14 protein-coding genes are annotated in these 18,458 nt (G+C 28.2%); 9 read left to right on the top strand and 5 right to left on the bottom strand.

Features of this window, described 5'->3' with window-relative positions; genetic code table 11:
• Positions 1-920 (top strand): SIS domain-containing protein (locus GPX08_RS11540; protein ID WP_156626968.1); only part of this gene is annotated, 920 nt, incomplete at its 5' end.
• A 318-nt stretch (positions 921-1,238) separates the two neighbouring features.
• On the opposite strand, the gene GPX08_RS11535 is transcribed toward GPX08_RS11540, so the two are convergent.
• The 3 genes from GPX08_RS11535 to GPX08_RS11525 form a co-directional block, all read right to left on the bottom strand.
• The gene (locus GPX08_RS11535) at positions 1,239-2,444 is read right to left on the bottom strand and encodes a chromosome partitioning protein ParB (protein ID WP_156626967.1); all 1,206 of its coding nucleotides are present in this window, start codon (positions 2,442-2,444) and stop codon (positions 1,239-1,241) included.
• Positions 2,445-2,556: 112 nt separating this feature from the next.
• Positions 2,557-3,312, bottom strand: a complete 756-nt coding sequence (locus GPX08_RS11530; protein ID WP_156626966.1) for an AAA family ATPase — start codon at positions 3,310-3,312, stop codon at positions 2,557-2,559.
• A 75-nt stretch (positions 3,313-3,387) separates the two neighbouring features.
• A complete protein-coding gene (locus tag GPX08_RS11525) occupies positions 3,388-3,606 on the bottom strand; it encodes a hypothetical protein (protein ID WP_156626965.1) in 219 nt (72 codons plus the stop codon).
• A gap of 501 nt (positions 3,607-4,107) precedes the next feature.
• Here GPX08_RS11525 and GPX08_RS11520 point away from each other — a divergent pair.
• The 7 genes from GPX08_RS11520 to GPX08_RS11490 all read left to right on the top strand — a co-directional run bounded on the left by GPX08_RS11520 (position 4,108) and on the right by GPX08_RS11490 (position 15,160).
• Positions 4,108-5,454 (top strand): IS110 family transposase, encoded by a 1,347-nt coding sequence (locus GPX08_RS11520; protein ID WP_156626964.1) that lies wholly within the window; start codon positions 4,108-4,110, stop codon positions 5,452-5,454.
• A 608-nt stretch (positions 5,455-6,062) separates the two neighbouring features.
• A complete protein-coding gene (locus tag GPX08_RS11515; RefSeq protein WP_156626963.1) occupies positions 6,063-6,533 on the top strand; it encodes a hypothetical protein in 471 nt (156 codons plus the stop codon).
• Positions 6,534-7,131: 598 nt separating this feature from the next.
• Entirely contained in the window at positions 7,132-10,662 is a 3,531-nt protein-coding gene (gene nifJ, locus GPX08_RS11510; protein ID WP_156626962.1) for a pyruvate:ferredoxin (flavodoxin) oxidoreductase, read from the top strand.
• Positions 10,663-11,049: 387 nt separating this feature from the next.
• A complete protein-coding gene (locus tag GPX08_RS11505; protein ID WP_156626961.1) occupies positions 11,050-11,658 on the top strand; it encodes a copper homeostasis protein CutC in 609 nt (202 codons plus the stop codon).
• A 636-nt stretch (positions 11,659-12,294) separates the two neighbouring features.
• The gene (locus GPX08_RS11500; protein WP_156626960.1) at positions 12,295-13,746 is read left to right on the top strand and encodes a phospholipid carrier-dependent glycosyltransferase; all 1,452 of its coding nucleotides are present in this window, start codon (positions 12,295-12,297) and stop codon (positions 13,744-13,746) included.
• A 54-nt stretch (positions 13,747-13,800) separates the two neighbouring features.
• Positions 13,801-14,805: a glycosyltransferase gene (locus GPX08_RS11495; RefSeq protein WP_156626959.1), complete on the top strand. Its 1,005-nt coding sequence runs from the start codon at positions 13,801-13,803 to the stop codon at positions 14,803-14,805.
• On the top strand, positions 14,765-15,160 hold the full coding sequence (locus tag GPX08_RS11490; protein WP_156626958.1) for a GtrA family protein: 396 nt from the start codon (positions 14,765-14,767) through the stop codon (positions 15,158-15,160). Before GPX08_RS11495 ends, GPX08_RS11490 begins: the two co-directional genes overlap by 41 nt.
• 183 nt (positions 15,161-15,343) lie before the next feature.
• On the opposite strand, the gene GPX08_RS11485 is transcribed toward GPX08_RS11490, so the two are convergent.
• Entirely contained in the window at positions 15,344-16,327 is a 984-nt protein-coding gene (locus tag GPX08_RS11485) for a S58 family peptidase (RefSeq protein ID WP_156626957.1), read from the bottom strand.
• Between the two features lie 542 nt (positions 16,328-16,869).
• Between GPX08_RS11485 and GPX08_RS11480 the strand changes: the two genes are divergently transcribed.
• Positions 16,870-17,556, top strand: a complete 687-nt coding sequence (locus tag GPX08_RS11480; RefSeq protein WP_156626956.1) for a GTP pyrophosphokinase family protein — start codon at positions 16,870-16,872, stop codon at positions 17,554-17,556.
• A gap of 90 nt (positions 17,557-17,646) precedes the next feature.
• Here GPX08_RS11480 and GPX08_RS11475 read toward each other — a convergent pair whose 3' ends face one another.
• A complete protein-coding gene (locus GPX08_RS11475; protein WP_156626955.1) occupies positions 17,647-18,384 on the bottom strand; it encodes an NAD-dependent protein deacylase in 738 nt (245 codons plus the stop codon).
• Positions 18,385-18,458: the final 74 nt, after the last annotated feature.

Here is an 18,458-nt window from a genome sequence, read left to right as displayed (position 1 = left end):
TAAAGGAAGTAATATTCATTGCTAGTGGATCATCATATAATGCGGCATTTACTGCTCAATTTTATTTGGAAAAAGAATGTGGATTAAAAGTTAAATTGTTTTATCCAAATGTGTTTAATAAAATTGAAAATTTAGAAACTGATAAGGATAAATTGTATATATTTATTTCTCAATCTGGTACAACTAAACTAGTATATGAAAATTTAATTAAGGCAAAAAAGCTAGGTTGCAATACATTGTCAATTACAAGTAGTAAAGAAACGCCAATTTCAAAAGAATCTATGTACTTTATTGATATGGGTTGTAAAAATGAAGAATATAGATATAGAACGATTGGATTTTCAATGACTGTTGTTGTTTGTTGGTTACTTGGAATGTATTTGTCTTCTAAAAATAATTGTAATGAATTGTTTAAAGTTGCAGATAGTTTATCAAAGATAATTGATGACACTTTAGAATGGTATCAAAACAATAAATTTGAATTGATGAAAAGAAATATAGCATTTTTCACAGGTGCTAATAGTTTATGGCCAATTAGTAGTGAAGCAGATATCAAATTTATGGAGATGATACCTTATATAACAAAAACTTATGAATTAGAAGAATTTATGCATGGACCTCAAAATGTATTCGATAATAGTCATATATTCTTTGTTTTAGTTAAAAGTGGTGTAGATACAGAGAAATCAATTGCGATGGCTAAATTTTTAAAAAGCGAAATTGGAAATTGTTATTTAATAGGTAATGAAGTTATAGATAAAAAGGATTTTAATATAGAAAACTGTTGTGGATTATTTTACGAACTACAATATATATGTTTTTTTCAAGTAGTAGCATTTATGCTTGCTAATGACAGAGGGCGAGATCTTAAAGTTGGATTAAATACTAGTATTTCAAAATATCTTCAAAAATCACTATAATAAATTATCAATTAAATAAAAATAAAGGTTGGATGTTATATTAACCTCTCCAACCTTTAAAATAAAACTAAATTTTCTAAAGTTTAGACAAAATATTGATAGATTTGTTCCCTTCATAATTGATAATTTCTTATATCATTTTCTGAAGTTTACACAGACTATTTTACACTCTCTTTTCAGATGTTAATTCATTAAGCTTCATGAGGCTATTTATTTTTTTATATATAACTTTCTTTTTCAATATTGTTTTCAGTAATCATAAGAATTTCCTTTCGAAATTATTTAAGTTAAGGTGTCCCCGGGGGACACCGGTATTATTTAATTTAATTCACTAGCAATATTATTTAAAATAGATGTAGCCATTTTAGTTTTTTCAAGTTCTTCTAATATATCAGAAGATATATTTATCTTAGTATCTTTCATTTTTTTATATTGCTTGGATATTGCAACTAATCCACTAGATATATTTCTTAATTCAGTTATTAATTTATAATTTTCTTTGAGTTCTTCTGAATTTTCATCTTTGGCTTTAGTTTTAGCTTTTAGTTCTTCAAGTTCTTTTTTATAACGTTCTTTTTCTTCATTACTAGCTTTAACTTGATTTTTAACTTCTTCAATAATACAACCATATTTATTATTAAGTTCTTGTTTTAATTCAATTCTTAGTTGTCCTTCAATTTGTTTAATTTCTTCTTCGCTTTTAACATTATTTTCATTAACTTTAGCTTTAAGCTTAGAATTTTCTTCTATAATAGATTGTTTATTTTTAAACTCTCTTTCTTTTTCTTCTTCAATTTCTTTAAGTTTATTCTTTAAATTAATAGCTTCTTGCTTATTAAGTTCAACCTTGCTATTTACAATATCTAAAATTACTTTTTGATTATCTTCGCTTAAAGAAGAAAATTCACTAGCATTAGCAATAGTTAAATTACCATTTTCAAGTATTTCTTTTAGTTCTGGAATAAGCTTATTATTTATTCTTTCATATCTGCTAACTTGTGTTGCTGATAATTTCAAATCATTAGCGATTAGTTCTCTAACTTTACCTGGTATCTTTTCTCCATTAGCTTTTTTAGTTTTATATAATTCAGTAAGTCTTTTTACTTGTTCAAGTTTTTCTAAATCACTTAATTCTCTAGTTTGTGCATTAGCTTGTATTAAGATTATTTCAGCGTCAATGTCATTAGCTTCAATAACTTTACAAGGTACAAGAGCAAATAAGTTATTACCTTCTTGAACTAATTTATTAAGAGCAGTATATCTTCTTTCCCCACTAATAAGTTCATATGTACCATTTTCAAGTTTTCTAACTACTAAGTTATGATTTAATCCATTCATTTTAATATCCTCGGCTAGTTCATCTACATTTACTATTTCATAGAAGTTTTTTTCATTTCTCTTAATATCTTTAATATCTATATATTCAACCTTAAAATTATTTTTAGCTTCAAGTGTATTAGCTTTTTCTATATTCTTGCTTATTCCGTTTAACATTCCTTCGCTTAATGAAAATTTCTTATTCATAATTAATTTCCTTCTTTCTTTTAAATATTTTCTAGTGATTATGTAATTTTGTATTTATCAGATACATTTATGTATTTTACGAGGTGTCCCCGGGGGACACCATATTTACCTTTTAAAATACTTCATTACAAAGGTCTTTATAATTTATACTTGCCCTAGCTTTTTTGTGGCTAAATACTACAGGACATTCATAAAATGTACTTTCTGTTACTTTTACATTTTGTTTAATAGTAGTATTAAATAACTTATCTTGTAATGAATTTTTAAGTTCCTGTTTAATAAGTCTATTTACAGTAGTTGCACTATCCATTGTTACAAAGCAACCCTTAAAGTTTAACTTTGAATTGTATTTGTCCTTTACATCTTCAATAGTTTCAAGTAAATGTTGTAGTCCATCTAAAGCAAATTTATCAATTTTAATAGGGACAAATACATCATCAGAAGCACAAAGAGCATTAAGGGTAATGATGTTTAAGCTTGGAGGACAATCCAATAAACAGTAGTCATATTCTTTATCAACTTTTAAAAGAACTTTATCTAATCTATCTTGTTGGCTTTTATTTTCATCAGTAAGAATAAGTTTTTCAGTAGAAGTTAAATTTATATTTGCTGGTAGTATATCTAAATTTTTAAAGTCAGTTTTTCTAATTACATTATGTATATCTAAGGTTTCATCTAGTAAAACATTGGCTATGGATAAATTCTCATTATTACAAGATTTAAATAACTTTGATAAATTTCCTTGAGGGTCAATATCTATAAGTAATACTTTGTAACCTTTTTGACTTAAACAAGCCCCTAAATTTGCAGTTGAAGTTGTTTTGCCAACTCCCCCTTTGTTATTAACGATTGATACTTTTTTCATAATTAAATTCCTTCTTTCATTAAAAATTTTTTTGTTGATTATGTATTTATATTATGGTGTCCCCGGGGGACACTATATTTACTTTTTAAAAACTTGTATGTATCTAACTTTACGATTTACAATTTTTCCTTTAAGTGAAATATTATCTTGATGTCCTTGTGAATAGTAAAGAATATTAAAATCTTTCAATTCTTTAACATCTTTAATTTTCATATTCCCATAAAGGTCAATTCTAAGTCTTGATTTATCTTCTATTTTGCTATCAGTAGCAGATAAGAAAATTTCGTAATTTTTCATATATAATCAACTCCTTTCATTTTGAAACAATACTCTCGGTCAATGCCCTCATGTTGTTGTTTTTTTGTTGAGCCTAAGACTACACATGGAAAGTGCTTGTCAAAAAGCCGATAGGCAATAAAAAAAGTTTTTAGCTGCATAGCACACTTGATCTGCTGATAAAAAGTTTTTTTATGTTTTTTGATAAGTAAGCTTGGAATGTGCTAGGCTAGTGCCACAAAAAAACAAGATGAATTAAAAAGTCCATAAAGGACTTTTATCCTATTTGGTATATAATGAAAGCTTTAAATAGAGATAGAATTTACTTTTACATTAGTTTGGATTGGTATGAGAAATTTGTAGAAAATTCACGAAAAATTAATATAGATTTAATAGAAAGTTTCTATTAATATTTTAATAGAAATTTTTCAGAAAATGTTGGAATTATAAGAAAAGTATTGAAAAGGTATTGAGATTATATATTCAACTTATTGATAAATATAAGTATAGGAGGTTTTCAGTATGGTAGATAATAAAGAATTATTTATAGGAATAGATATAGGGAAGGAAATAAATTGGGTTTCTTTTTTGTTAGAAGGTAAAAAGGAAGAAATAAGAAAAAGAGTGAAAATAAATAATGATATATATGGATTCTATAAACTATTAGAGATATTAGAAGATTATAAATCAAAAGAAGGAATAAAAGAAGAGAACATCATAATTGGAATAGAATCAACAGGACATTATTGGCAAAATCTATATAATTTCTTTAATAAAAGAAATTATGATGTAGTTATGGTCAAGAATAGGATTGTTAAATTGAAAAGAGAAGCTAAATACTCTCAAAAAGGAAAGAATGATTCTATAGATTGTCACTGTATAGGTTTAGTTTTAAAAGATGATGATTATTTTGAAATAAAAGAGAGAGATAAAAATTATGCTTCATTAAAGAGATTAACAAGATGTAAAGAAGATTATACAAAGAGTAATATTCAGAATAAAAATAGATTAAGAGCATGGTTAGATGTAAACAATTCGATTTATTTGAAAATATTCACAGATACAACTTGCAAAACTGGAAGAGCTATATTAAGAGTATATCCAAGTCCTTGGGATATAGTAGATAAAGATATAGATGAAGTAAAGGAGGAATTAAAGAAAGATGAAAGAAATAAAGGGGTAGCATATAGGTTAGTAAATGAATATTTAGTTTTAGCAAAAGAATTATATAAGGATACTATAAAAATTAATAATGGTGATAGAGAAGAAATAAAAATTTATTTATATCAATATGAAATGTTAGAAAATAGCTTAAAGGAAATTGATAATGCTATAAGAAAGCTTACAAGAGAAACTATAGAAGCATATGATAATATAACTGAAATTAAAGGGGTAGGAGATTCAGAGATAAATTCTCTTTTAGCAGAAATTGGACTTATAGATAATTTTGTTAATGCAAGAGCATTACAATCATATTTCGGTTTAGGAATAAAAGGAGTAGGTTCAGGAAAAGAAACAAAACCACCTAAAATTACAAAAGCAGGAAGTAAAAGAGCAAGAAAGATGTTGTATCATATGGCTATGAATTTAGTAAGTAAAAATGAAGATTGGAGAAAAGTATATTGTTACTATAAGTCTTATAATAGAAATAATGCTAATACAAAAAAAGAAATGTTAGTAGCTGTAGCTTGTAAGTTTTTAAGAGTAATATATGGTATTCTTAAATACAATGTTGAGTTTGATAAAGAAGAATTGTTTAAGGGATTTGATTTCAAAAAATGTAATAAAGAAAAGTTTATTTTAGAATATGTAGGAGAAAAAGAGAAGTGGAGTATAACAGAGGAAGAAATTAATGAACTATTTAGATAAAAGTATTGAAAAAGTATTGAGATAGTATTGAAATAAATTAACAAAATGTAGAGAAATAAAGGGATAAGGAGGTCATATTTATGACTTAATATTAAATATAAGAAATATATATAATACTATATATGAAAATAAAATCAGGAAAAGAGAGAAAAAATTGATTAAAGTAAAGAAATATATTATAATTAATAATGTAATGCAGATGGAATAAGATACTTAGAGTATGAACTCGGAGAAATAGAATTAATCGCATTATTCCAAGGTGTTATGAGGCATAGGAGTTTTAGAGAAGAAATTAAATCAAACTCGGAAAATACGAGTATCTTGAACACCTAAAAGAGTGAAGATGTAAAAGTGTACATTATTAATTTATAAAATTATTAATAGGCTTTTACATCTTTTTTTGTAAAAAAATTTATAATGTGAAGGTCTTTTTGTTGTATCCCAAATTACTATCAATAATAAAAAGTTTAATCTAGTGAAGAAATAGTATAAATATAAAAATTTGAGATAGATAAAAATATGAGAAAAACGAAGAAAATAAAAGAATTATTAAGCTAGATAAACGAGTATCTTATATTGTGGATGGCGGATTAACTCATGGGGATACTATGGGAAATAAAAATACTGTATATAGGGGACATGTTCAATACATGAGTGCTGGAACAGGAGTTTATCATAGTGAAGAAAATTTAGGCGATGAAACTACAAGAATACTTCAAATTTGGATAGTTCCAGATGAAAAGGGATATAAGCCAAACTATGGAGACTATAGATTTAACGAAGAAGATAGAAAAAATAAATGGTTGAACATTGTTTCTAGCAAAAAAGGAAATGCACCTATTAAGATAAATCAAGATGCAAACTTCTATGTAGTTGAATTAGATGAAGGAAAAGAAATAGACTTCCCAATAAAAGAAGGAAGACAAGGCTATTTAGTTCAAATAGAAGGTGATTCAGAAATTAATAGTATTGATATTTATGAGAGAGATGGATTAGAAACAGTAGAAGAAAGTTTAAATATAAAGGCTAAAAACAAATCTCATATACTATTAATAGAAATGAAGAAAAGCAATAAATAAGTAATAAAATATAAAGGAGTCTATAACATATTATGCTAATCCTCCGTCGCACGCTCCAAGTCGGCTCACGCATAACATGTTATAGACTCCTTGAATTATTTTATCTTGTAAATCCAATAGTACTAAAGGAAAAAACTCCTGACGGAGTTTTGAATAAGTGAGAACATGTGCAGGAAATACTAACATATATCATTATTATAATAGATTGATCATTTAAATTTTTTAATGCTGAATTACTTGAAAAGATAAATATAATATGTGAAATAATCATATGGCGAAAAATTAGAACTTCTTTTTGTAGCCATTAGATTATGGAGCAATTTATATTTATCTTTTCTGTTATCTTCTCATTTTAAAACTATTACGAATGTCGACTTTAAATGAAGTGAGGTTTATATGCACAGAATATGTTTAAATATGAATATTGAAATTACTGATAAGTATAATCATTCTCTTTAAATAACAAGAAAAATTTGGTATATTATATTTGTAGGTGTTCGATACAATATTGATTTTTTGTATATTTGAACATATCCATGCAAAAACTAAAATATCAATTATCTATATATAATAAAGTTCAAAGGAGGTATGTAATTAAATGAGAAGAACAAAGACCATGGATGGAAATACTGCTGCAGCTCATGTGGCATATGCCCTTACAGAAGTTAGTACAATTTTCCCAATAACTCCATCTTCACCAATGGCAGAGCACATGGATGAATGGGAGGCTAAGGGTAAGAAAAATATATTTGGCAAACCTGTAAAGTTAGTTGAAATGCAATCTGAGGCAGGAGCAGCAGGTGCTCTTCATGGGTCACTCCAAGCAGGTGCATTAAGCACTACTTTCACAGCATCTCAAGGTTTATTATTAATGGTTCCTAATATGTACAAAATGGTTGGTGAGAGATTACCAGCAGTTATACATGTAGCTGCTAGATCAATTGCAACTTCATCTTTAAGTATTTTTGGAGATCATCAAGATGTAATGGCTGCAAGACAAACAGGATTTGCAATGCTTTCAGAAGGTTCAGTACAAGAAGTAATGGACTTAGCTCCTGTTGCCCATTTAACAGCTATAAAAGCTAGAATGCCTTTTGTTAATTTCTTTGATGGATTTAGAATATCCCATGAAATTCAAAAGATTGAAGTTCTAGAATATGATGAACTTGCAAATTTAGTTGATTATGAAGCTTTAAATAATTTTAGAAGAGGTGCATTAAATCCTGATCATCCAGTTACAAGAGGAACTTCACAAAATCCAGATGTATATTTCCAATTAAGTGAAGCATTAAATAAGTATTATGAGGATATTCCAGATATAGTTGAAGAATATATGTCTAAGATTACCGAACTTACAGGAAGAGAATATCATTGCTTTGATTATTATGGAGATAAAGAAGCGGATAGAATAATAATTGCTATGGGAGCAGTAACAGAGGTTGCTGAAGAAACTATAGATTATTTAAGAGAAAAAGGAGAAAAGGTAGGTCTTGTTAAGGTAAGATTATATAGACCATTCTCTATTGAAAAGCTACTAAAGGTAATTCCAAGTACAGTTAAAAAGATAGCTGTTTTAGATAGAACTAAGGAGCCAGGATCAATTGGTGAACCTTTATACTTAGATGTAGTTAGAGCAGTCAATGAAATGGATAATCCACCTAAGGTTTATGGTGGAAGATTTGGGCTGTCATCAAAGGACCCATATCCATCACATGTAGCAGCAGTATTTGAAAATTTAAAAGCTGATAAACCTAAAAATGGATTTACTATTGGTATAGAAGATGATGTAACTAATCTATCTTTAGATCCAATTGAAGAAGTAGATGCAACTCCTGCAGGAACTACTGAGTGTAAATTCTGGGGATTAGGATCAGATGGTACAGTAAGTGCTAATAAGAGTGCAATAAAAATAATAGGTGACCATACAAATATGTATGCCCAAGGATATTTTGCCTATGATTCAAAGAAATCAGGTGGTATAACAGTATCCCATTTAAGATTTGGTAAATCATTAATTAAATCCCATTATGAAATAGAAAAAGCTAACTTCGTAGCTTGCCACAATCAATCTTATGTCTATAAGTATGATGTATTAAAAGGCTTAAGAAAAAATGGTGTATTTGTATTAAATACACTTTGGGATGAAGCAGAGCTTGAAGAAAAGCTTCCAGCCAAGATGAAGAGATATATAGTAGAAAATAATATAGATTTCTACATTATTAATGCTGTGAAGATTGCCCAAGAAATAGGCCTTGGTGGAAGAATTAATATGATAATGCAAAGTGCTTTCTTTAAACTAGCTAATATTATTCCTATAGAAGATGCAGTTAAGTATCTTAAAGCTGCAGTAGTTGAATCTTATGGTAAAAAAGGTGAGAAAGTTATAAATATGAATTATGAAGCTATTGATAAGGGCTTAGATTCATTAATTAAGATTACACCTAAGGATTCATGGAAGGATGCTGTAGATAAAGAAGAAAGTGAAAAGAAGATATTACCTAAGTTTGTTGAAGAAATATGTCTTCCTATTAATAGCTTAGAAGGAAGTAATATTCCTGTTTCAACTTTTGTAGATTCAGGTATTGCTGATGGAACATTTATGGCTGGTACTACTGAATTTGAAAAGAGGGGTATAGCAGTTAATGTTCCTGAATGGCAACAAGATAAATGTATTCAATGTAACCAATGTGCATTTGTTTGTCCACATGCTGTTATTAGACCATTCCTAGCTACTGATAAGGAAGCAAAAAATGCTCCAGATAGCTATAAGACTATAAAGGCTAATGGAGTTAAGGGAAATAAGGAATATCAATACACTATTGGAATCTCTACTTTAGACTGTACTGGATGTGGAAACTGTGCACAAATATGTCCAGCACCAGGTAAGGCTTTAGTTATGAAACCTATAGAAACTCAAACAGATCAAATTGAAGCATGGGAATATGCTATTGATGGATTAGCACCTAAGGAAAATCCTATGAGTAAGAATACAGTAAAGGGAAGTCAATTCGAAGAACCTTTACTTGAGTTCTCAGGAGCTTGTGCAGGTTGTGGAGAAACTCCATATGCTAAGCTTGTAACTCAATTATTTGGTGATAGAATGATGATAGCTAATGCAACAGGTTGTTCATCAATTTGGGCTGCTTCAGGTGCATCAACTGCTTATAGAGCAAATAGTCAAGGTCATGGACCTGCTTGGGCTAATTCACTATTTGAAGATAACGCAGAATTTGGTCTTGGAATGTTCCTTGGAGTTAAGACTATAAGAGACAGAATTGCTGATAATGTAAGAATAGCTTTAGAAGAAGGAAACCTTTCAGATAAATCTAAATCAGTACTACAAGATTGGTATGATCATAGAGAAAGCGGAGAGGGAACTAGAGAAAGAGCTAAACTTTTAACTGAAGCTTTAGAATCAGAAAATACAGAAATAGCTAAAAAAATATTAAAGGATAAGGAATTCTTCGTTAAGAGATCTCAATGGATATTCGGAGGAGATGGATGGGCTTATGACATTGGTTATGGTGGATTAGATCATGTATTAGCCTCTGGAGAAGATATAAATGTTTTAGTATTTGATACAGAAATTTACTCAAATACTGGAGGTCAATCTTCAAAGGCAACTCCAGAAGCAGCTGTTGCTAAGTTTGCAGCTACAGGAAAGAGAACTAAGAAGAAGGACTTAGGACTTATGGCTATGACTTATGGTTATGTTTATGTAGCACAAGTTTGCATGGGTGCTAACTTAAATCAAACATTAAAAGCTATAGCTGAGGCAGAGGCTTATAATGGACCTTCATTAATAATTGCTTATGCAACTTGTATAAGTCATGGAATTAAGCTTGGAATGTCTAATACTCCTTATGAAGAAAAGAGAGCTGTTGATTCAGGATACTGGCATTTATATAGATATAATCCAGATCTAAAGGTTCAAGGAAAGAATGCTTTTGCATTAGACTCTAAAGAACCAAGTAGCAGCATGAGAGATTTCTTAATGGGTGAAGTTAGATATTCATCTCTTGCTAAGGCCTTCCCAGAGATAGCAGATGAGTTATTTGCTAAGACTGAAGAAGATGCTAAAGAAAGATATGATAGATATAAGAGTTTATCACAAAATTCAATATTATAATTAAGTATGTATAAAGTGATTCTTATCTTCAGGTGGAGTTTTCTTAAAAAGTAGGGAACCAAAATCTTGTATTTTGTGTGAATCACTTTCACGGAGTGCAGGAATACCCCGTGCTCCATCTGAAGGTTAGAAGAACTAATCCAGGTGCATAGCAGTGCTTAGCTCCAACTTATAGAAGGTGGGAGTGTTAGCAATGGTAGCGATGGGATAAATAAAAAACTCAGTCTTGTGATTTATTATTTTATATTGTACAGTTAAAATAAGTACTGTATATAAGGTAAAATTCATATAGATTGAGTTTTTCTTTTGTTTATACAGCTTTGTATTATTTATATAATAGTAAATGTATATATAAGGTTTTAATGGTTATTAACTAAGGAGGATATTATGAAATTATTAGAGAAATGTGTAGGAAATTATAGTGAGGCTGCGGAAGCTGAGGTTTTAGGAGCAGATAGAATTGAATTTTGCGATAATCTTATAGAAGGAGGAACAACTCCTAGTTATGGAAATATAAAAAAAGTGATTGATACTATTAAGATTCCAGCTATGGTTATTATAAGACCTAGAGGAGGAAACTTTGAATTTTCAAAAGATGAAGCTGATATTATGATTGAAGATATAAGAATGTGTAAGGATTTAGGAGCTTATGGAGTTGTAATAGGAGCTTTAAAAGGAAATGAAATAGATTTAGAATTAACTAAAAGATTAGTAGAAGAAGCAAAACCTATGAAGATTACCTTCCATATGGCATTTGATGAAATAGAAGATAAAAAGAAGGCTATCGATGAATTAGTAGACTTAGGAGTAGATAGAATATTAACTAAGGGCGGAACAGAAGATGCTATGGCAGGTAAGGATGTTCTAAAAGAATTAATTGGATATGCAAATGATAGAATAATAGTTATGCCAGGAAAAGGTGTAAATAAAGAAAATAGAGATTATTTATTAGAATATACTGGTGCTAAAGAGATTCATGGAACTAAGGTAGTGTAGTTTATAATATGATATATCCACTTGTGCTTTAGGTAATATTGGTTTTTAAGATGCACTTCTAGTTATAGAGTTAAAAATATTTTAAAATGAAGCAACGAGGGTAGCTAAAGAAGTTATAATAACTTAAAAATATTCAAAAAATTAATATTGTAATAAAAAGGAGTTAGGACTGTCGCACAAACAATAATTTTTCATTGTTTGTGTTATAGTCCTAGTTTTTTTTATTACAATATGGGAACCTTTTAAGCCTTTATACCTTTAATAATTAAGATACTTAGCTAAGTTGAATTTACTAGGGGCGAAATATAGAGCTTATATCAAGTATATTAGAGTTATTAAATTAGTATTGGATATTTTATTTATAAATTCTTAATAACTCCTTAATAAGTCCTTAATAACTCCTTTTGTTATACTTAATATATTTATCTTAATATTGAAATTAGAACAAGTAGATAATATTTAATAAAAAGAAAATACTTATATGATATATAAGAATGACTTAATATATTTTGGATAAAGAGTTCTCTAATTTTAGCTGGAATATATAGAATAATGTCGTTCGGTAAAAATATATAATATAGTTATAAAATGAAATATATCATAAAAATAATATGAAGTGGGATAGGTGGTATTATATTGATGAAAAGATTTGAAAAGTTATTTACTAACTTTTATATAAATATACTGATAATTCTAATGGCAATGGTGATAGTATCTTGTAGTTATTATTTAGGTAAGCTAGAAATTATGGATATAGCACCAATAATAATAGGAGTAGCTATTATTTTTTTATGTTTTTTTGCTATTAAAAATAAAAAAATAAGCAATAGGTGGAAATTATTAATTATTTTATTTTTAGGATTTATCTTAAGAGGATTGTGGCTATTAAATATTAATAGTTCTCCAACTTCAGATTTTAGAGTTATTTATGAAGTTGCAGAATTATTATTGGAAGGGGATGTTGGAGCCTTTTGGGGAAATGGATATATTGCAAGATTTCCACATTTAACTATTATGACTCTATATATGTCCTTTATGATAAAGGTATTTCCAATAAATAATTTAATAGCAATGAAGATATTTAACTTACTTTTTGGAGTTTTAACTATATATTTAATATATCTTTTAGCAAAAGAAATATTTAAATCTAAAAAACTAGGTTTGTATGCAGCAAGTATTGCGGTGATATTTCCACCACTGGTGACATATGTAGGAGTTTTTTGTACAGAAAATATTGCAATTCCATTTTATTTATTAAGTACTTATATTTTTATAATGGCAGTAAAGAAGAAAGTTAATAAATATTATCTAATTTTATCAGGAATAATGCTATCAGTTGGAAATTTATTTAGGATGGTTGCTACTATTATGTTAATAGCTTTTGCTATGTATATTATTATCTACACCAAGGACAAGCTACTAGAAAAAATAAAAAAATTAGCTTTATATTTAATACCATACTTTTTAGTTTTAATTACTGTAAGTTTTTCTCTGCAAAGCCTTGGAGTAACAGAATTTCCTTTATGGAAAGGTAGTGAACCTAAGATTACTAGTATTTTAAAAGGAAGTAATTTAGAAAGCTGGGGAAGATGGAATGAAGAGGATGCTTCTATAGTTAATAATAATAACTACGATTATGAATTAATAAAAGAAGAAAGTAAGAAAATTATAATAGAAAGATTAACTACAACTCCTCCTTTAAAATTAGCAGTGTTTTATTTGGTTAAATTTGTTGGTCAATGGAATGAAGGGGATTTTGGGGGGAGTTATTGGTCAAAGCTATATGTTCCAGAAGAGGAAATAATAATAGATGTAAAGCTAAAAGTTCTGGAGATATTTTATATAGGCACCTTAATTCTTGTATTTTTAGGATTAATAAATAGAAGAAAGAATAATAGTGATAGTGAAATAAATTTAATATATTTAATATTATGTGGCTATGGAGTGATGTGCTTAATAACAGAGTCTCAAGCAAGATATTCTTTAATAATTGCATGGGTATTTATTATTTTAGCAATAGAGGGAATTAGAGTTTTATTAAATAAATATAGCATAAGTGAAGAATTTGAAAATACTACAATTCATTAAATATGTTTAATTATAAATAGTGGACTAGCTATATAAAAATAAGGAGATATGGATATGAGAGAAGTATTGTATTTGGTTATCCCTTGTTACAATGAGGAAGAGGTTTTAAGGGAGACAAGTAAGAGACTTTTAGAAAAAGTAAATAAAATGATTAATGGTGGAAAAGTATCAAGTCAAAGTAAGATACTATTTGTTAATGATGGCTCTAAAGATAAAACATGGAGCATAATAGAAGAGTTGTATAGGAGTAATAATATATTTTCAGGAGTAAATTTATCAAAAAATAGGGGTCATCAAAATGCCCTGCTTGCAGGACTAATGGTTGCTAAAGAAAATGCAGATATGGTTATTTCGTTAGATGCTGACTTGCAAGATGATATAGATGTTATTGAAAAGTTTGTTGAAGAATATTATCTAGGTAATGATATAGTATACGGAGTTAGAAATTCAAGAAAAGCAGATACATTTTTTAAGAGGACAACAGCTCTAGGATTCTATAAGGTTATGAATAAGTTAGGAGTAAATATTGTTTACAATCATGCTGACTATAGGCTTATGAGTAAAAGAGCCTTAGAAGCATTAAGTGAATTTAAAGAAGTAAATTTATTTTTAAGAGGTATAGTACCCCTAATTGGATATAAGTACTCAGTTGTTGAATATGAAAGACATGAGCGTTTTGCAGGAGAGTCCAAGTATCCACTAAAGAAAATGATCGCCTTTGCAATAGATGGTATAACTTCCTTTAGCGTTAAGCCAATAAGAATAATTTCAGTTTTAGGATTTTCTATATTTTTTATAAGCTTAATTGCATTAATATACTCAGTAATAGTGAAATTTCTAGGAAAAACTGAGATAGGCTGGACATCCATAGTAATTTCTATTTGGATGATAGGGGGAATTCAATTACTTTCTTTAGGTGTAATAGGTGAATATATAGGAAAGATATACAATGAAACTAAGGCTAGACCTAGATATATAATTAAAGATAAATTATTAAATAATAAAGGTAAAAAGAGAAATGAACTTTATGTACAAAATAAAGAGATTATTTTTAAATAAAGAATTTATATTTTTCATTGCAATAGGTGGAATAAACACAATTAATGGAGTTGTTTTTTCTTATATATACTCAAATTTACTTAATGAAAATTTAGCTTTTATCCTTGGATATATTTCTGGGCTTATAATCTCATATCTTTTAAATAGCCGTATAACTTTTAAAGAAAAACTATCATTTGTAAAGTTTATTAAGTTTGGTGTTTCATATATACCTAATTTTATAATTCAAAATATAGTTGTAGTAATAGCACTGAATATTTTAGATTTACATAAGTTAATAGCATACTCCTTAGCAGCAATAATAGGAATTCCAGTAACCTTTATATTATTAAAGTTTTTTGCATTTAAAAAGTAATTAGTAAGTTGGATTAAAAAATGTGCTATCGCACAATGAAAAATTAGGAATAAATAATGAAAAATTAATGAAAAACTCCCGAGGGAGTTTTGAAAAAATATTGATTTTAGTAATCTTGTAAGAATTAAATCAATAATTTTTAATTCTTAATTTATGCTGTTTGTGCGATAGCTCCTAAAAAGTCTATTTAATTTCTTTTAAGGTATCCATTAAAGAATATCTAGTATTTCCATCTCTACCAACAACAGTTTCATTATTCCATAAAGAGCTCATAATAGCATCTTCACAAGCTTCAATTGAGGCTCTAAATACTAAATCCATCTTATTTTCATGAATTTCTTTAATATTAATTATATCTGTAGTCTCATAATGAGGAATTACATTTGCAGTTGAGAATCCAATTACAATATCTCCACTTCCATTACCTAAATAAGAACCTAGCCTAGCTAAAGAAGCACTCATTCTCTTGCAAACTCTTTTTAACTGACGTGATGATAATGGAATATCAGTAGCTAGTATCATCATAATGCTTCCTTTTTCTAAAGATTCATCATCAAGGTCAGAAAAGCTAATCTTATCAAAAATAAAATCTTTCTTTAAACCAAAGTTACTTAGTATAAGAAGCCCTACAGTGTATTCTTGCCCATCTAACTCAATAATACGAGAAGCAGATCCAATGCCACCTTTCATTTGGAAACAAGACATTCCTCTACCTGCGCCAATGCTTCCAAGTTCAAAATCTACAACTGCATTTTCAATAGCTTCATAAACATCTTCTTCCTTAATAGCACAAGCTCTAATATCATTTATATAACCATCATTACATTCTCCAACAACAGCATTAATTGTACCTGTTTCTCTACCGATATCAGGATTACCTTTTAGCATATGTTTTACAATGGCTTGTTGTACAGTACCAACGCTCAATGTATTAGTAAGGCCTATAATACTTTCTAATGTTCCAAGTTCATCAATTTGAACGAGTCCACTAGTTTTACCAAAACCATTAATAACGTAGGATGATGCCACATATTTATTTTGAAATATATTCTTTTCACTTGGAATAATAACAGTTATGCCTGTATGAACATCTCCACTATCGATTGTTTTATGGCCTACTTTTATTCCTTTAACATCAGTAATTTTATTTAGTTTTCCTGTTTTCATTTGTGCCTCCATAGAATAAAATTTTATATAATTGGAATTCCATATTTGTAAGTTAAGCAACAAAAATGGAAAATGCATTTATTATAAAATTATTATATCATATCTTAATTATTATAATGGTTATTACTTTTAGCAGAGGAGTTTAAAATTGACACATTAATGACATTTTTATAACGTAGTATAAAGTTATAAGTATGATTAATTCACTTCCACTAATAATGCTTAGTTATTGCTGAATTATTGTTTATTCATTATGATGATAGCTTTATTCAAATTAAAGTGACTAAATATGGAGCTGTCGCACAATGAAAAATTAGGAATGAATAATGAAAAATTAATGAAAAAACTCCCGGAGGAGTTTTGAAAAGATATTTATTTTAGTAATCCTGTAAGAATTATATCAATAATTTTTAATTCTTAATTTATGCTGTTTCTGCGACAGCCTCTTAAGAAATTATTATAAAATGGTTACGATTAATGTTTTTATACTTAGATAATGTTAATATGAAAATAGATTAACATAAGGTAAAGGATGATTATATATGTTAAAAAGTGTTGATAAAGAATTTTTTAGAGAAAAAATAATAAATGAAGATTTCTTAGAAGCTATGCAAAGAAATATGATGCCTGTTAATGAGTTAATGACCTATTATCGTTGTGCAATTATGGAAGTTGAGACAAAGTTTAATGTATTAGATGCAGAACTTTCATTACAGTATGATAGAAATCCAATAGAAAGTATAAAAGTGAGATTGAAATCTACTGATGGTATTATAAGAAAGCTTAAAAGAAAAGGGTTTCCTATTTCGTTAGAATCAATAGAAAAAAATATAAATGATGTTGCTGGGGTAAGAGTAATTTGCTCATTCCCAGAAGATATTTATATGTTGGCAGATTGTTTATTAAATCAAGATGATATTAAATTAATTGAAAAGAAGGATTATATTAAAAATCCTAAAAAAAGCGGATATAGAAGTTTGCATTTAATTATTGAGGTACCTATCTTCTTAAAAAATGAAAAGAGAAGAATGAAGGTAGAAGTGCAGCTAAGAACAATAGCTATGGATTTTTGGGCAAGCCTAGAACATAAATTAAGATATAAGAAAAATATTAATCCAGAAGAAGCTGAGATAATAGGAAAAGAATTGCTTGAGTGCTCTGAAATTAGTGCATCATTGGACAAGCGTATGGAAGAAATACGAAATAGAATAGATAAAAGGCTTAAATAAAAAGATTTGAGTAAGAAGAAATTAGAATAAGTAAATAACTATGTAAGATGAAAATGCTGCCACAGTAAATATGTTAGTGACAGCATTTTTTTATAAGTTTTCTACAGCCTCTCCTAAGACTTTTCCTATAGAATCATTAATTACTAAATTAGCCTTATTATCAGCAGAAGTTGAAGTCTTATTTATTAGGATAATATTTTTCCCTCTAAAATAATCAATAAGTCCTGCAGCAGGATAAACTACTAAAGAAGTTCCTCCAATTATTAAAGTATCAGCTTTAGAAATTGCTAGAACAGCACCCATAATAGTAGCATCATCTAAACCTTCCTCATAAAGAACCACATCAGGTTTAACTCTTCCTCCACATTTAGTACAAGTAGGTACTCCCTTAGACTCTAAGATAAACTTTTCATCATAAAAGGCATTACAGCTAACACAATAATTTCTTAAAACTGATCCATGAAGTTCAAATACATTTTTAGAACCAGCGGATTGATGAAGCCCATCTATATTTTGAGTTATAACAGCCTTAAGCTTACCCATTTCTTCAAGTTTAGCCAAAGCAATATGAGCTTTGTTAGGTTTAGCTTCAGGATATATAAGTTTAGCTTTATAAAAGTTAAAAAATTCTTCAGGATATCTAATATAAAAGCTATGAGAAACTAATTGCTCTGGAGTAAAAGTTATATTAAGCTTCTCGTTAAATAAACCATTAGAACTTCTAAAGTCAGGAATTCCACTTTCGGTGCTAACTCCTGCACCACCAAAGAATACTATGTTGGTACTTTCTTTTATAATTTTACTTAATTCTTCTATTTTATTTTCCATGAAATCATCTCCGTAATATATTGATATTTTGATTATATCATATAGGCAGTGAAGTTTTTTATTATATAAAGGAA

It is taken from the genome of Clostridium tertium (genome assembly GCF_902652255.1).
Classification (GTDB): Bacteria; Bacillota; Clostridia; order Clostridiales; family Clostridiaceae; genus Clostridium; species Clostridium tertium_A.
The sequence above is the reverse complement of the archived record's forward strand: the minus strand, read 5'-3'. Positions and strand labels throughout refer to the sequence as shown.

Coding starts and splice junctions, on each gene's coding strand:
- GPX08_RS11535 (WP_156626967.1), bottom strand. CDS start 2,444: ATGAATAAGAAATTTTCATTAAGCGAAGGAATGTTAAACGGAATAAGC.
- GPX08_RS11525 (WP_156626965.1), bottom strand. CDS start 3,606: ATGAAAAATTACGAAATTTTCTTATCTGCTACTGATAGCAAAATAGAA.
- GPX08_RS11520 (WP_156626964.1), top strand. CDS start 4,108: ATGGTAGATAATAAAGAATTATTTATAGGAATAGATATAGGGAAGGAA.
- GPX08_RS11515 (WP_156626963.1), top strand. CDS start 6,063: ATGGGAAATAAAAATACTGTATATAGGGGACATGTTCAATACATGAGT.
- nifJ (WP_156626962.1), top strand. CDS start 7,132: ATGAGAAGAACAAAGACCATGGATGGAAATACTGCTGCAGCTCATGTG.
- GPX08_RS11505 (WP_156626961.1), top strand. CDS start 11,050: ATGAAATTATTAGAGAAATGTGTAGGAAATTATAGTGAGGCTGCGGAA.
- GPX08_RS11495 (WP_156626959.1), top strand. CDS start 13,801: ATGAGAGAAGTATTGTATTTGGTTATCCCTTGTTACAATGAGGAAGAG.
- GPX08_RS11490 (WP_156626958.1), top strand. CDS start 14,765: ATGAACTTTATGTACAAAATAAAGAGATTATTTTTAAATAAAGAATTT.
- GPX08_RS11485 (WP_156626957.1), bottom strand. CDS start 16,327: ATGAAAACAGGAAAACTAAATAAAATTACTGATGTTAAAGGAATAAAA.
- GPX08_RS11480 (WP_156626956.1), top strand. CDS start 16,870: ATGTTAAAAAGTGTTGATAAAGAATTTTTTAGAGAAAAAATAATAAAT.
- GPX08_RS11475 (WP_156626955.1), bottom strand. CDS start 18,384: ATGGAAAATAAAATAGAAGAATTAAGTAAAATTATAAAAGAAAGTACC.